The sequence below is a fragment of the Pseudomonas guariconensis genome (assembly GCF_015680235.1).
Classification (GTDB): Bacteria; Pseudomonadota; Gammaproteobacteria; order Pseudomonadales; family Pseudomonadaceae; genus Aquipseudomonas; species Aquipseudomonas guariconensis_A.
Genome location: NZ_JADLJL010000055.1, coordinates 1 through 15,178 on the forward strand (window position 1 = coordinate 1; position 15,178 = coordinate 15,178).

10 protein-coding genes and 3 tRNA genes are annotated in these 15,178 nt (G+C 62.6%); 6 read left to right on the plus strand and 7 right to left on the minus strand.

Annotation, left to right across the window (positions count from 1 at the left end; genetic code table 11):
• Nucleotides 1-125: 125 nt before the first annotated feature.
• The 7 genes from clpX to IRZ56_RS22295 form a co-directional block, all read right to left on the minus strand.
• Nucleotides 126-1,409 (minus strand): ATP-dependent Clp protease ATP-binding subunit ClpX, encoded by a 1,284-nt coding sequence (clpX, locus tag IRZ56_RS22265; RefSeq protein ID WP_043213487.1) that lies wholly within the window; start codon nt 1,407-1,409, stop codon nt 126-128.
• Between the two features lie 108 nt (nt 1,410-1,517).
• Nucleotides 1,518-2,159: an ATP-dependent Clp endopeptidase proteolytic subunit ClpP gene (gene clpP / locus IRZ56_RS22270; RefSeq protein ID WP_084854802.1), complete on the minus strand. Its 642-nt coding sequence runs from the start codon at nt 2,157-2,159 to the stop codon at nt 1,518-1,520.
• A 92-nt stretch (nt 2,160-2,251) separates the two neighbouring features.
• Nucleotides 2,252-3,565, minus strand: a complete 1,314-nt coding sequence (gene tig, locus IRZ56_RS22275) for a trigger factor (protein WP_196146923.1) — start codon at nt 3,563-3,565, stop codon at nt 2,252-2,254.
• Between the two features lie 251 nt (nt 3,566-3,816).
• Nucleotides 3,817-4,116 carry a DUF6388 family protein gene (locus tag IRZ56_RS22280; protein WP_196146924.1) on the minus strand — a complete coding sequence of 100 codons (300 nt, stop codon included), beginning with the start codon at nt 4,114-4,116 and terminating at the stop codon, nt 3,817-3,819.
• Nucleotides 4,117-4,304: 188 nt separating this feature from the next.
• Nucleotides 4,305-4,389 (minus strand) — tRNA-Leu (locus tag IRZ56_RS22285).
• A gap of 56 nt (nt 4,390-4,445) precedes the next feature.
• Nucleotides 4,446-4,521: transfer RNA gene (locus tag IRZ56_RS22290), tRNA-His, on the minus strand.
• A gap of 43 nt (nt 4,522-4,564) precedes the next feature.
• Nucleotides 4,565-4,641, minus strand: a tRNA-Arg gene (locus IRZ56_RS22295).
• Between the two features lie 289 nt (nt 4,642-4,930).
• Between IRZ56_RS22295 and folD the strand changes: the two genes are divergently transcribed.
• From folD to IRZ56_RS22325, 6 genes are all read left to right on the plus strand, one after another.
• The gene (gene folD, locus IRZ56_RS22300) at nt 4,931-5,785 is read left to right on the plus strand and encodes a bifunctional methylenetetrahydrofolate dehydrogenase/methenyltetrahydrofolate cyclohydrolase FolD (RefSeq protein ID WP_196146925.1); all 855 of its coding nucleotides are present in this window, start codon (nt 4,931-4,933) and stop codon (nt 5,783-5,785) included.
• Between the two features lie 194 nt (nt 5,786-5,979).
• A complete protein-coding gene (locus IRZ56_RS22305) occupies nt 5,980-10,782 on the plus strand; it encodes a dermonecrotic toxin domain-containing protein (RefSeq protein ID WP_196146926.1) in 4,803 nt (1,600 codons plus the stop codon).
• Between the two features lie 336 nt (nt 10,783-11,118).
• A complete protein-coding gene (locus tag IRZ56_RS22310) occupies nt 11,119-12,432 on the plus strand; it encodes a C4-dicarboxylate transporter DctA (protein ID WP_196146927.1) in 1,314 nt (437 codons plus the stop codon).
• Between the two features lie 69 nt (nt 12,433-12,501).
• Nucleotides 12,502-13,206, plus strand: a complete 705-nt coding sequence (locus tag IRZ56_RS22315) for a FadR/GntR family transcriptional regulator (protein WP_196146928.1) — start codon at nt 12,502-12,504, stop codon at nt 13,204-13,206.
• 16 nt (nt 13,207-13,222) lie between these two features.
• Nucleotides 13,223-13,918: a GntR family transcriptional regulator gene (locus tag IRZ56_RS22320; RefSeq protein WP_196146929.1), complete on the plus strand. Its 696-nt coding sequence runs from the start codon at nt 13,223-13,225 to the stop codon at nt 13,916-13,918.
• 72 nt (nt 13,919-13,990) lie between these two features.
• Nucleotides 13,991-15,019 (plus strand): hypothetical protein, encoded by a 1,029-nt coding sequence (locus IRZ56_RS22325; protein ID WP_196146930.1) that lies wholly within the window; start codon nt 13,991-13,993, stop codon nt 15,017-15,019.
• The last annotated feature ends 159 nt before the right edge of the window (nt 15,020-15,178 follow it).

The following is a 15,178-nucleotide window of genomic DNA, read 5'->3' on the forward strand; positions in this document are numbered from 1 at the left end:
GTAAGCCATAACGAAAAATGCTCCGTATCTTTCGATACGGAGCATTCTCTTAAAGGGCCGGGCAGATTGCTAGGTTTTCACACAGTCTGCGTAGGCCCCTTTCTTGCGCGCTTGGCTTAGCCGACTCAGGCGTCGGGTGCGGCCTTGGCTTGCGGCTCGCTGTTTTCGTAGATCAGCAGCGGCTGCGACGTGCCATCGATGACGCTCTCGTCGATCACCACCTTGCTGACATCCTTCTGCGAAGGGATCTCGTACATGGTGTCGAGCAACACGCCCTCGAGGATCGAACGCAGGCCACGGGCGCCGGTCTTGCGCTCCAGAGCCTTGCGTGCAACGGCCTTGAGCGCGTCGCTGCGGAACTCCAGGTCCACGTCTTCCATCTCGAACAGCTTGGCATACTGCTTGGTCAAGGCGTTCTTCGGCTCGGTGAGGATCTGCATCAGCGCCGCCTCGTCCAGCTCGTCGAGGGTCGCCAGCACCGGCAGACGGCCGACGAATTCCGGAATCAGCCCGAACTTGACCAGATCGTCCGGCTCGACCTCACGCAGGGACTCGCCGACTTTCTTGCCTTCCTGCTTGCTGCGCACTTCGGCGCCAAAACCGATGCCACCCTTGGTGGAGCGATTCTGGATGACCTTTTCCAGGCCCGAGAATGCACCACCGCAAATGAACAGGATATTGCGGGTATCGACCTGCAGGAATTCCTGTTGCGGGTGCTTACGCCCGCCCTGCGGCGGTACGGAGGCCACGGTGCCCTCGATCAGCTTCAACAGCGCCTGCTGCACACCCTCGCCCGAGACGTCACGGGTGATGGATGGGTTGTCCGACTTGCGCGAGATCTTGTCGATCTCGTCGATGTAGACAATGCCCATCTGGGCCTTTTCCACGTCGTAGTCGCACTTTTGCAGCAGTTTCTGAATGATGTTCTCGACGTCTTCACCCACATAACCGGCTTCGGTCAGGGTGGTGGCGTCGGCAATGGTGAACGGTACGTTCAACAGGCGTGCCAAGGTTTCGGCGAGCAAGGTCTTGCCCGAGCCGGTAGGCCCGATCAGCAGGATGTTGCTCTTGCCGAGTTCGACTTCGTCGCCCTTCTTGTCACGCTGGTTCAGGCGCTTGTAGTGGTTGTACACCGCTACGGACAGCACCTTCTTCGCGCGCTCCTGGCCAATGACGTACTGGTCCAGGATGCCGCTGATTTCTTTCGGCGATGGCAATTTGTGCGCGTTGCTTTCGGCCTGAGCTTCCTGCACCTCCTCACGGATGATGTCGTTGCACAGGTCGACGCACTCGTCGCAGATAAATACCGAGGGCCCGGCAATCAATTTGCGCACTTCGTGCTGGCTTTTGCCGCAGAAGGAGCAATAGAGCAATTTGCCGCTGTCCTCGCCGTTACGGGTGTCAGTCATTCGATCGATCCAATCCGGTAGGCATGAAACACAAGATGAAGGCAATTGCGGGCTTTTTCAAGTCCGCAGGTAGGCGCTTTCAGCGCCCACCCGCTCTGGCACCTTGGTTCAGGACGCCAGTTGCCGCTTGTCGTAGACCGAGTCGATCAGGCCGTACTCGGCCGCGCGCGCAGCGCTCATGAAGTTGTCGCGTTCGGTGTCGCGCTTGATGGTTTCCAGGTCCTGGCCGGTGTGGTAGGCCAAGAGCTCGTTCAGGCGCGCCTTGATGTTGAGGATTTCCTGGGCATGGATCTCGATATCGGTCGCCTGGCCCTGGAAGCCGCCCAGCGGTTGGTGAATCATCACGCGCGAGTTCGGCAGGCAGTGGCGCTTGCCAGCGGCACCGGCCGCGAGCAGGAAGGCACCCATGCTGCAGGCCTGGCCGATGCAGATGGTCGAGACGTCCGGCTTGATGAACTGCATGGTGTCGTAGATCGACATGCCCGCAGTCACCGAGCCACCCGGCGAATTGATGTACAGATGGATATCCTTGTCCGGGTTTTCCGCTTCAAGGAACAGCAGTTGTGCCACCACCAGGTTGGCCATGTAGTCCTCTACGGGGCCAACCAGGAAAATCACTCGCTCCTTCAACAGGCGGGAGTAGATGTCGTAGGCGCGCTCGCCACGGGCGGACTGCTCGATAACCATCGGGACCAGGCCGCCCGCGGCCTGGATGTCGGAGCTCTGCTGAATATAAGAATTGCGGGACATGTCCTGCACTCACTCCCAAATAGTCATGGCTTGAATACGCACAAGCCAGCTCGAAGGCTGGCTTGTGGGGGTTTCCTACGAGAGAAGACCTATCACTCAGCGGCGGCAGGTGCCTGTGCTGGCTTGACAGCTTCTTCGTACGAGACCGACTTGTCGGTCACAGTCGCTTTCTGCAGGACAGTATCTACAACTTGTTCTTCCAGCACAACCGAACGGACTTCGTTCATCTGCTGGTCGTTCTTGTAGTACCAGGCGATGACCTGTTCTGGCTCCTGGTAGGCCGAGGCCATTTCCTCGATCATTTCGCGGACCTTGGCTTCGTCCGGCTTGAGCTCGAACTGCTTGACCACTTCGGCGACGATCAGGCCCAGGACCACGCGACGCTTGGCCTGCTCTTCGAACAGTTCGGCCGGCAGTTGCTCAGGCTTGATGTTGCCACCGAACTGCTGGACAGCCTGCACGCGCAGACGGTTGACTTCGTTTTCCAGCAGGGCTTTCGGCACGTCGACCGGGTTGGCGGCCAGCAGACCGTCCATGACCTGGTTCTTGACCTTGGCCTTGATGGCCTGGCGCAGCTCACGCTCCATGTTCTTGCGAACTTCGGCGCGGAAGCCTTCCAGGGTCGATTCCTTGATGCCGAACTGGGCGAAGAAATCTTCGTTCAGCTCAGGCAGCTGAGGAGCCGAGACGCTGTTGACGGTGATGGTGAACTCGGCGGCCTTGCCGGCCAGGTCCAGGTTCTGGTAGTCCTCAGGGAAGGTCACGTTGACAACGCGCTCTTCGCCTGCCTTGGCGCCTACCAGGCCGTCTTCGAAGCCCGGGATCATGCGGCCGGAGCCCAGCACCAGCTGGGTGCCCTTGGCCGAACCGCCGGCGAAGGCTTCACCGTCGATCTTGCCGACGAAATCGATGTTGACCTGGTCGTCGTTCTGCGCGGCGCGCTCGACGGCCTCGAAGCGCACGTTCTGCTTGCGCAGCACTTCGAGCATGTTGTCCAGGTCGGCGTCAGCCACTTCGGCGCTCAGGCGCTCGACGTTGATCGACTCCAGGCCGCCAACGGTGAATTCCGGGAAGACTTCAAAGATCGCGACGAATTCCAGGTCCTTGCCCTTTTCGAAGGACTTCGGCTCGACGGCAGGGGCGCCGGCCGGGTTCAGCTTCTGCTCGACCACGGCTTCGTAGAAGGAAGCCTGGACCAGGTCACCGAAGGCTTCCTGGCGGGCTGCGTCTTCATAACGCTGACGGATCACGCTCATCGGCACTTTGCCAGGACGGAAGCCTGGAACCTTGGCGCGACGGGCAGTCTGTTGCAGACGCTTGTTGACTTCGTTCTCGACGCGCTCGGCCGGAACGGCGATGGTCATGCGACGCTCGAGAGCGGAAGTGTTTTCAACAGAAACTTGCATGGATATTCCTCGTTGCACAGACGTTAGCCGGCGATTGCCCGACTCCAGAATCAAGGGCAAGCATTCTAGTGACTCACGCACCAGAAGTCACCCCACCCTGGACGACGGGAAAGCACGCCGGTCGATTTCCTTGAAAGGCCCAGGCGGCGTGCCGTCGGGCGCTTTGCGGTTCGGTACTGCGCGGCGGTAATCGCACCTCGCGCAGGCTGTAAAAACTTGTTAAACAAATGCAGCTATATAAAAGCAGGCACTTATTGGTCATCGACCTCGTTGAACTGGCAGTACTCCTCCCAGCTCATGCCCAGCGCCTCGGCAACCTCACGGTGCACCTCAAGGCGCATGGCCTGCAATTGCTCGGGGTTCTCAGCGATCAGCTGCAAGGCCAGCTCCCAGGGTTCGACCCCCTGCTCATCGGCCGCATCTTCGAACGCCCACTGGATCTGCTGGGCCTGCTCGCGCTCATCCAGCCCGCGGATCTCCTCGAGCAACTGCGGGTTGGCTTGCGCGAAGCGTTGCAATGCCAGGGCCTGGCGGGCTTCTTTTGCAATCATGGCGATTCCTCTGCCGACCCCTTGGCCGGTGTTTCAACCGACTGAAATCTATCAGCTTTTATTGGGGCGCCACCAGTGGATTGCAAGCTAGCTGGCAGAGCGAGGGGGCGTTGCTGATACGCGCGCACAAAAAAAGCCGCTCTAGGCGGCTTTTTCTGGGCGTTTCGCGCAATGGGCGAAACTATGGATGGTGCGGACGAAGAGACTCGAACTCTTACAGCTTGCGCCGCTGGAACCTAAATCCAGTGTGTCTACCAATTTCACCACGTCCGCGTGGAGCACTTAAAGCAAAGGCGCCAGATTATACAATCAAGGCGCCTTCGAGAATATGGGGTGGACGATGGGAATCGAACCCACGACAACTGGAATCACAATCCAGCGCTCTACCAACTGAGCTACGCCCACCATATTGCGGTATTGCGTTACTTGCTGTGCCAAAGCTGCCTAATGGCGCACCCGGCAGGACTCGAACCTGCGACCATCCGCTTAGAAGGCGGATGCTCTATCCAGCTGAGCTACGGGCGCATATTCAATCTGCTTTCTGTTACGATTGCAAATCAACTTTTCAGCCGTACCGAACAAGCTAACAAATCCGCTTATTCTGCCTGACCTTGCTAACCAGTGCTAGGCTCTGCCCGACAAGTGCGACGAATGTTATAGACGAGCCGGCAGGTCGTCAACACTTTTTTCAAAAAAATTTAGTTTATTTAAGGGGTTAGAGGATTTGGCCGACCACCCGCCTTTGCCCTCGGGCCGTGTCGTGCGAGAATGCGCCCTCATTTATGTTCCCTTCTCGATGGTTAATCACGCGTCTATGACTGCACACCTAATCGATGGCAAGGCGATCGCCGCCAACCTGCGCCAGCAGATCGCTCAACGTGTCGTGGAGCGTCGCCAGCAAGGCCTGCGTACGCCGGGCCTGGCGGTGATCCTGGTCGGCACCGACCCCGCCTCCCAAGTCTATGTCTCGCACAAGCGCAAGGACTGCGAAGAGGTCGGCTTCATTTCCCAGGCCTACGACCTGCCCAGCGAGACCACGCAGCAAGCCCTGACCGACCTGATCGACCGCCTCAACGACGACCCGGCCGTCGACGGCATCCTCTTGCAGCTCCCCCTGCCGGAACACCTGGATGCCTCGCTGTTGCTCGAGCGCATTCGTCCGGACAAGGACGTCGACGGCTTCCACCCCTACAATATCGGCCGCCTGGCCCAGCGCATCCCGTTGCTGCGCCCGTGCACCCCGAAGGGCATCATGACCCTGCTCGAGAGCACCGGCCAGGACCTGTACGGCATGAATGCAGTGATCGTCGGCGCCTCCAATATCGTCGGCCGTCCCATGGCCATGGAGTTGCTGCTGGGCGGTTGCACGGTCACCGTCTGCCACCGCTTCACCCAGGACCTGGCCGGCCATGTGGGCCGTGCCGACCTGGTGGTGGTCGCTGCCGGCAAGCCGGGCCTGGTCAAGGGTGAGTGGATCAAGGAAGGTGCGATCGTCATCGACGTCGGCATCAACCGCCAGGAAGATGGCAAGCTGGTCGGCGATGTGGTCTTCGAGACCGCCCTGCCCCGCGCGGGCTGGATCACGCCGGTCCCAGGCGGTGTCGGCCCGATGACCCGGGCCTGCTTGCTGGAAAACACGCTCTACGCAGCCGAAGAGCTGCACAAGTAAGGCGATTGGCCGCTTGCCGGCCTTGTTACGCGGCACAAGGCCGCTCCCGCATGGGCTTACGCGCCCTATGTCGGAGCGGCCTTGTGCCGCGAAAGGGCTGTACAGTAGCCCCAACAATCCCTGCGGTATCTATCTAACCCAACCGCCCTCCTCCCCCTCACTAGGCTCGCTGTTCCTTCCTCCGAGGTCCAGCCATGAGCACTTCCCATCTCGCATTCATCGACACCCGCATGCCCAGTTGGCTGAAAGCCGCCACACCGGCGCAGCGCCAGCAACTGGAACAAGTGGTCCGCGACAGCCATTGCGCCACCCGACACGTCCAACGAGTATTGGCGCAGGTGCAGCCGATCGAGGCTTTCTGCCGCCCGCTGCTGGACGATGCGATGGTTCATTGGTTCGACGACCGTGAACTGCCCACCGTCGAAAAAGGGTGGCTGCGTACTAGCCGTGACAAAGGCGGCCAATCCTGGCTAGAGGCGGCCTTGCAGAATTTCGACAGCGACGCCCAGGTCGAACTGTACTTTTCCAGCGCTGACCAGGCCCCAATGCAACTGGACAGCACCCGGTTCGTGAAAGGCGTGCGCAACCTCGACCTGGGGCAGCGATACCGCAATCACCTCTGCGACCATGTCGCCACAGCGGACTTTCACAGGCTGTTGCGCGAGCAGGACCGCGCAGCCTTCGCTGCCGATACGCTCCACGCCCAATTGCAGGGGCATATCGACGCCCATGGGCGTGCGCTGGCCGATGCCGCCCTGGCGGGCGATCGTTTTCTGCTCGATGAGGAAGGCAAACCTGCCCCGTTGGCGTGCAGCTACCTGACCCTCTTCGAAATACCGCTCAATGGCCCGCTGCTGATCCGCCGGGAGCCACTGGAGGACATCGAGCCCTGCCTTCTCTACCTGCCTGGGCACCCGCGTCAGCCGTTGCGTCAATACCCTTCGCTGAAGGCTGCCGGTAAAGCCCTGACACGATTGCTCTGGAAAGACAGCGAGCGGGCGTTCTTCAGCCGTTACACAAGCCATACCCAACGCCCGGCGCTCGCCTTCCGGCTGCGCAAGACCCTGTACCCCTACTACCCCTACGCCAGCGTGCAGACCATTCCCCCCGTGATCGAGGAAGGCGACACCTTCAGCTGGCTCAAGCGCATGTTCCCCAGCCCTCGCGACCTCTGGCAGGCGACGCTGGACAAAAATGCACGCCTACCCTTGGCGGCCACGCGCTGGTCGGATGACTGTTTCACGGCACGCGCACGTATCCAGGTCCAACGTATGCTCGCCGATGCGGCCGCCATCGCCGTGCCGGTCGCGCAACGGGATGCCGCGGCCCAGCTCGAACACCTCGAACAGTGGCTCAGCGTGGGCCTGTCGGTGCTGAATGTGGCCGGTTTCTTCGTGCCGGGGCTGGGTGAACTCATGTTGGTGGTGGGCGGCGCTCAGTTGGTCGATGAGTTCCTCGAAGGTGTGCATGCCGCCAATGAGGGTGATGCAGATGCGGCGATCGGACACCTGTTCGAGGTGTTCGAGAACCTCGCCCAAGTGGCGGCGCTGGGTGCGGCAGTCCATTTCAGCCTGCCCGAAGGCGCCTTGCACGATTGGCACAGGATCGGACACGGCGACGAGCAACGACTCTGGCATGGCGGCCTTGAACCCTTTGCCAGGCCCCGCCCGACGCAGGCCGCACCGCGCGACGGCCTCTATGCATGGCGGTCGCGCCAATGGCTGGCGCGGGAGGGCCACAGCTATCCGGTCGAACCTGCGCCGGATGGTCAATGGCGATTGGCCCGGGCGGCCGGGCATCGCCATCAACCCATGCTACGGGGCACCATGGAAGGGCCCTGGGTACTGGACCATGAACGCCCCCTGTCCTGGTCGAGGGATCAATTACTCCGACGCCTGGGCCCAGCCGCTGCCGACCTGGATACAAGTGCCCTCGCCCAGGCCTTGCGTTGCAGCGGCTACGACGATGCCACCTTGCGCCAGGTGTTCACCGATCGTCTGCCGTTGCCCGCCTTGCTGCTCGACAGCCTCGAAGCATTTGGCGCTGACCACGCCGTGCCTGCTGGTCGCCCTGGCGAGGCACTGCTGATGCGGGATTTCCCTGCACTGGGCCGCCATGCGCGTCGCGAAATCCTCGACCGGGCGCAATCTCGAGACCTGCGAGCGCTGCAACGCACCGGCCGCCTGCCGCTGTCCTTGAGCGAAACGGCACGGCTGTACTTGCGTGAGGCTCGCATCAATCGCGCCTTGGTGGGTTTCTACCGCGCCAACGGCGCCATGGCCGACCGCGACATGTTGGTCTTGGCAGCACTCCAGCGCCTGTCTGGCTGGACCGGAGAAATCCACCTGCAATTGCACGCCGAGCGTGTCAACGGCCAGTTGCTGGGCGAGACAGGCCAAGCGGGTACTTCGACCAGGACCCTGGTGCGTCTGGACAGCGGCTATCAGCCCTTGGATCAGAACGCAGAGGCGCTATCCGGCCCTACAAACCTGTTCCAGGCCATCCTCCAGGCCTTGCCCGACAGCGAACGTGATGCGCTCGGCATTAACATCCATGAACCCGATGCCCTGCGCGACCGGTTGCTCGAGCGGTTGACCGAGGATCGCCAGCAGGCCGCGCGCGATTTGGGCCTATCTCCGGTTCGCCCGATGTACCGCCTGCCGACACGCCTGCCCGGCGACCAACGCATCGGCTATCGGCTGAGCGGTCGAGGCCAGGGTTTGCAGACGCCGGATGAAGTGTTCGACCAGCTGTTTCCCGCCAATCTGGACAATGACCGGGAAAACCTGCGTACCCGCCTGCGCCAGCAGGCCGGTAACGACCCTGTCGCCTTCAGCCAACTGATGCACGAGCTCCAGCAACAGTACCGCCAGCTCGACGGGGCATTGCAGGCCTGGGTCCAGGATACACAAGCGGTGGCCGCTGACCGGGTCGAGCAGCAGCGCGCCGCACGTCAGGCCCTGGCAGAACGGGTCCGCCAGGCATGGCGGCGGGAAAACAACCATCCCAACGGCGGCCTGGACCAGGTGAGGCTGAGTCTCGATGGCGAACATGTCGGCGCCCTGCCAATCCTTGGCGTGCAATTGCCCTACGTGCACCAACTCACCATCACCGGCCTGTGGCGCGCAGGCAATGAAAGCCTCGGTGCATTTCTGACAGCGTTCCCCGGGGTGCGAGAACTGGAACTCACCGAAAATGGCCTGACCCTGCTGCCGACACAGCTGGGCGAACTGGAGCAGCTGAGGTCGTTGGACCTGTCGGAAAACAACCTGGACATGAACAGCGAGTCCAACCTGGCGATCTTGTGCCGCCTGACGCGCCTGCACGCCCTGAACCTCACCGCTGCGGTCGCTGACCTGCCGGCAACCGCCCTGGAGCGTCTGGCGCAACTTACGCAACTACGCGCGCTGCAAGCGGAAATGAATGAACTGTTGTTCGAGGAGCAACACTTCCGGGCGCTGCAGCGCTGGCCAGCCCTGGAGGAGTTGAGCCTGGGCCAGAACGACATCACCCTGACCCCAGCCTCTCGCGCCGCACTGGCCGGCCTCGATCGACTGCGCATCCTGTTTCTCCACGATAACCCCTTGGACCTTGAGCCCGACCTCACCGGCTGGACCCACCTGCAACGGCTCGACCTGGAATGCACCGGCATCGCCCATTGGCCGGTCGGGCTGCCAGAGCTGATGAACCAACAGCCCCTGGTGCTGCGCGCCGTGGACCTCAGCAACAACCAACTGCACGACGCCCCCGCACTACAACACACGACCTTCGCGGCGGCGATAAGGGCGCGCGAAGCCGGCATGTACCATTCGTTCCAGAGCAACCCGTTCGATGCCCTTGCCCTGCAGCGTTTGAATGACGCAGGCCTGCCCACGGCGCCCCAAGCCAATGTGCTTGGCTGGCTGACCGATTTTCCAGAACCTCTGCGCGCGCATATTTCCGATACATTCGAAGCGCCTGAATGGCAGCCTCTGTACGACCTGTTCCATCGCCTAGAAGACACCCAGGACTACCACAACAGCCCAGGCACCATGCGCCGGCGCATGCAAACGATCCTCGAACAACTGACCGCCCGAGAGCAAGCAGTGGGTAACGAACGCTGGGGCCAGGCCCAAGTGCAGGAACACGTGATCGGGCTGATCAACGAAGCCGCCCAAGGTTGCGTCGACCAGGCTACGCTGTTGTTCCAGCAGGTCGAGACCGAAGTGCTGGTATGGCAGCAAGTCCTGCAGGCGGCCCCGGACGAGGCCAGCGAATCGATGGCCGTGGTCATCGTCAGTTCCCTGCTGCGCCAGCGCCTGCTCGATGAGCGCATTGGCAAGGTCTATGACGCCCGCGTCGCCAGGCGCAGGGCGCTGCTCGAAGGCACCGCCGCGGACGAAGCCCCGCCGCTGCAGGCCGAGGATGACATCAGCGACGCGCAGCTGAGCGAACCGACCTTCCTGCTCGATGAACTGGAAATGGCCTTGCATGCCAGGATGCGACTGCTGCAACGCCTGGGGCTGCCCCCCCAACCCAGCGAAATCAGCTTCGATTACCTGGCGCGCCTGAGCCCGGCCACCCTGGAGCGCCTGGCCCAAGGGATAGAAGCGCAAGCCACCGCTCAAGCCATCGTTCAATGGGCCGGCGAACAGCCATTCTGGCAAGCCTGGCTGCAGCGCCTGCATCCCGAGGATTTCAGGCGCCTGGGCGATGCCTGGAACGGCGCCAGTGTGTATTTCGATGCACTGAGTGAAGCAGGCGAAGTCAGCGCCTATGAAGGCCCTGCGGTACCGGACGCCTTCATCGAAGCCCTGCAACGGGAACGTCCCGATGTCCCCTGGCGGCGCGACGGCATCCTGCAGCGCATCGACCTGGTCTCGAACCGCTATCGCAACGAAGATGCCCTTTATCGTCGGGCCGGTGAACTGCTCCTGGCGACGCGCCATGAAGCCGATGCGGCCTTGCTTCGCCAACTCACCGAGGCCATGGCCGAGGCTTATCTGCCGCGCCAGTGACGCCCCGGCGTTGCGCGACACCCCCTCGCAGGACAATCCTGCCCACGCTCGCCCCTGTGATCCGGCACGATCACTGGGGAAGCGGCGGCCCGACTTGTCCCGCCATCAAAGGAGAAGCCTTTGCCATACACCCCCCGCAATGGCAGGGCCAACCTGCCGTTCCCTGGACGCGACTCAACTGGTCAGACCGGTAAGGCCAAAATTGCTTGCAAAATGTAAAAAATCGGCGTTTTATGAACGGGCGCTGAACAAACCGGTAAGACCACAATAATTAAGTCCTGCGCTCTTTCGCCCTCACCGGCACCGAAGCAAGGACACCGACCAGAGATCCCTCCCATGCTCAAATGGTGCTCGCGTTCGATCTTCCTCCAAGTGGTGCTGGGCCTTGCCCTCGGCATCGCCTGCGGCCTCAGCTTCCCCGAAGTGTCCTTGCAGCTCAAACCCCTGGGTGACGGGTTCATCAAGCTGATCAAGATGCTCATCGGCCTGATCGTGTTCTGTGTGGTGGTCAGTGGCATTTCCGGCGCTGGCGACCTGAAGAAGGTCGGGCGCATCGGCCTGAAATCGGTGATCTACTTCGAAGTACTGACCACCATCGCCCTGGTGATCGGCCTGGTGTTCGCCTTCACCAGCGGCATCGGCAGCGGCGCCAATATCCATCTGGACCAACTCTCCAGCGCCGACGCCAGCAGCCTGGCCGAACGCGGCCAGCACATCCACGGCGCCACGGCGTTCTTCATGGACCTGATCCCCACCTCCGTGATCGGCGCCTTCGCTGACAACAATATTCTCCAGGTCCTGCTGTTCTCGGTGCTGTTCGGCAGTGCCCTGAACCTGGTGGGTGAATCGGCGTCCGGCATCTCGCGGCTTATCAACGAGCTCAGCCATGTGGTGTTCCGCATCATGGGCATGATCGTGCGCCTGGCCCCGCTGGGCGTATTCGGCGCCATTGCCTTCACCACCAGCAAGTACGGCCTGGAGTCGCTGCAGCACTTGGGCGGCCTGGTGGCGCTCTTCTATCTGACCTGCGCAGGCTTCGTGCTGATCATCCTGGGTACCGTGATGCGTCTGTCGGGCTTGAAGCTGCTGCCGTTCATCAAGTACCTGCGTGAAGAACTGACCATCGTCCTGGGCACCGCCTCCTCCGACGCCGTGTTGCCGCAGATCATGCGCAAGCTCGAACACCTGGGCATCGGCAGTTCCACTGTGGGCCTGGTGATCCCTACCGGTTACTCGTTCAACCTCGATGGCTTCTCGATCTACCTGACCCTGGCCATCGTCTTCATCGCCAACGCCACCGGTACGCCGCTGGCCATGACCGACCTGCTGACTATCCTGCTGGTGTCGCTGGTGACTTCCAAGGGTGCCCATGGCATCCCAGGCTCGGCCCTGGTGATCCTGGCCGCCACCCTGACCGCGGTACCGGCCATTCCGGTGGTAGGCCTGGTGCTGGTGCTGGCCGTGGACTGGTTCATGGGCATCGGCCGGGCGCTGACCAACCTGATCGGCAACTGCGTGGCCACCGTGGCTATCGCCCGCTGGGAAAAGGACATCGACATGGAGCGGGCGAACAACGTGCTGTCCGGCAAGCCGGGCTTCACTACCACGCCTCGCAAACAACCGCCCCAGGCCCATCAACAGGAATTCTGAAATATCCGCAGCCGGCGCGATGCGTCGGCTGCACTGCACACGCTGTAATTTGTAACCATGGAGCGAACCGTGATCAGCTCATCAACCGTCGTCAACTCAGTGGTGGAAAAACTCCGCCAGGCCCTGGCCAGCGGCCAGTGGCGCAGCGGCGAAATGCTGCCCGGCCAGCGCGAGCTGGCAGAACAGCTGGGGATCAGCCGCCCCAGCCTGCGCGAAGCGGTGACCGTGCTGGAAACCCTGGGCCTGGTGCGCTCGATGCCGGGCAAGGGCGTGCTGGTGCTCGACATGGAAGCCGCCGCCCAGGAACCGACCGTCGAAACCGTCGCTGCAGCCAGCCTGGCCGACGTGCTGGAGCTACGCTACACCCTCGAGCCATTCATCGTCGGGCTGGTCGCCCAATCGGCCAACAGCCAGGATATCGGCCAGCTGCGCCTGACCCTGATGGATATGCGCGAAGCGCTGGAGGCAGGCGACAGCGAGGCCGGGGTCAATGCCTATATTGCCTTCCACGAGGCGCTGTTCGGCCTGACCACCAACCCGATCTTCCAGAGCGTGGTGCAACAGACCGGCAATGCCCTCAAGCAGAGCACCGAGATGCTGCGCAATTCGCCCGAACACCTGGCCGCTCGGCTGAAGGAAAACGAAGCGGTGGTGCGTGCCATCCGCGACAAGAACAGCGCCCAGGCCAGTGCCCAGATGCGCCGGCATATCCTCGAGGAAGGCCAGCGCATGGGCATCGAACTGAACATTCCCGATGAGCATTCGGGTCAATGACCCAAGGAGCGCGACCATGACCGCCTGTGCCCACGCCTCCCCTTGCCTGCCTGCCCTGCTCGCCAGCGGCGAGACCCGCCTTTCGGCCGAGCAGATCTACCCCCGCCTGTTCGATGCCATTCTCGAGCAACGCCTGCCTCCGGGCAGCGCCCTGCCCGAGCAGGCCCTGGGCAATGCCTTCGGCGTCAGCCGCACGGTGATCCGCCGGGTGTTGGGACGCCTGTCGGACCAGCAGGTGGTGGTCCAGCGTCCCAGCCACACCGCGCACCTGGCCACCCCTGACCCGCAACAGGCCCGCCAGGTACTCAGCGCCCGACGCCTGGCCGAGACCACGCTGATCAGCCTGGCCACCCAACGCGCACGCCCGGCGCAGATCCGTCAATTACGCCAATTGGTCGAGCGCGAGCGCCTTCACCATGAACGCGGCGAGCGCTGCACGGCAATCCGCCTGGGTGGCGAGTTCCACCTCAAGCTCGCGCAGATGGCCGCCAACGCGCCCCTGGCCCGCTTCCTCAATGGCCTGGTGCCGATGACGTCGCTCATCATCGCCCGCTACGAATCCCCCTGCTGCGACCATTGCGCCTGGCAGGAACACGCGGCGATCATCGACGCCGTGGAAAACGGCGACGTGGATGCCGCGCTGGCGCTGATGCATGACCATCTGGATCATCTGGAAGCCAAGCTGGACCTGGATCAGGGTACAGGTGCATAGGCCCTGTGGGAGCGGGAACATCGTGCCTATACTCGGATAACCACTCCCTCTCTATCCAGGAAGGCCAGCCGCGTGAACCGGCGCATCCTGCTTGTGCTGTTCTGCCTGTCGCTGGCCGGGTGCGCCGGCAAGCGCCCGCCTGCCCCGCCGCCACCGGCGGTCCTTACGCCAGCTATCTGGCAACGCATCGATCAAGACCTGATCGAGGCATCGGTAGCCGCCACCGGTTCGGCCAACGACTATGCCCGGCGCTCCATGCGGGTATGGAAAGACCAGGTGCAACAGCGCACCGAAAGCGACTTCATCCCATGGTTCACTGGCTACTGGACCCAGCAGTGGCTGACGCTCAAGGTGGCCTGGTACAAGATGAACAGCGGCGATGGCGCCGAGCCGCCCGAACGGCGCCTGGCGCTGTACCTGCAGGAACAGTATCACCGTCGGGTGATCGAACCTGTGGCCGAGCAGATCAACCCCGAAGGGATCCGTGACCGCGCCAGCGAACTGTACCTGCAACTGTTCGGCCAGCAATTGCCCACCATCATCCAGCGCTACAACGCCCCACCCGACCAGGTCAGCCAGCGGCTCAACCGCATCAGAATCATCGCCCTGGGCCCACCAGCGGCACGGGACGCCACGCTCTATCAATTGCTCAGGGCCAAGTCCCTGGACCAGCAACCGGCTTGGCAGGCCCTGCGCCAACACCTGCACCGGCAGGCCGCCAAAGCCCCCGGACAGACCCAGGCCGGGCTATCGTCGGTGGCCAACCGGGCCAGTGAAAAGCTCGGCTCCACCTTGGCGCCCCGCGGCATCGCCAGTGCCGTCGCAGCGGCCGTGGGCAAGGCCGCCGGGACGCTGATCTCGGTCGCTGTGGCGGGGTACGGCATGGTCACCCATGATCAGGAACACCCGCAGATGGTCGAACAATTGCGGGTGATCCTGAATGTGGCACTGAACGAAGAATGGCAGGACCTGATGGAGAACCGCCAGAGCGGCGCGATGTCGGGCGTCTACTACCTGTCGGGGCTAGTCGAGGACAGCCTGCTGGGCAGCCAGCCGAAGCCGGAGGAGCAGGAGCCGCTGTTGATCCGTTTGCCGCCCTGACGCCATCGCGGGGCAAGCCCGCTCCCACAAAGGGCGTGCAAACTCAAATAGTGATGCGTTTTTCTGTGGGAGCGGGCTTGCCCCGCGATAGCCCCCCCCCCCGCCCCCCCGGAGGTTATGGGCGGGGCCCACCCCCCCGAAGGCCCGCGGCGGAGGGTG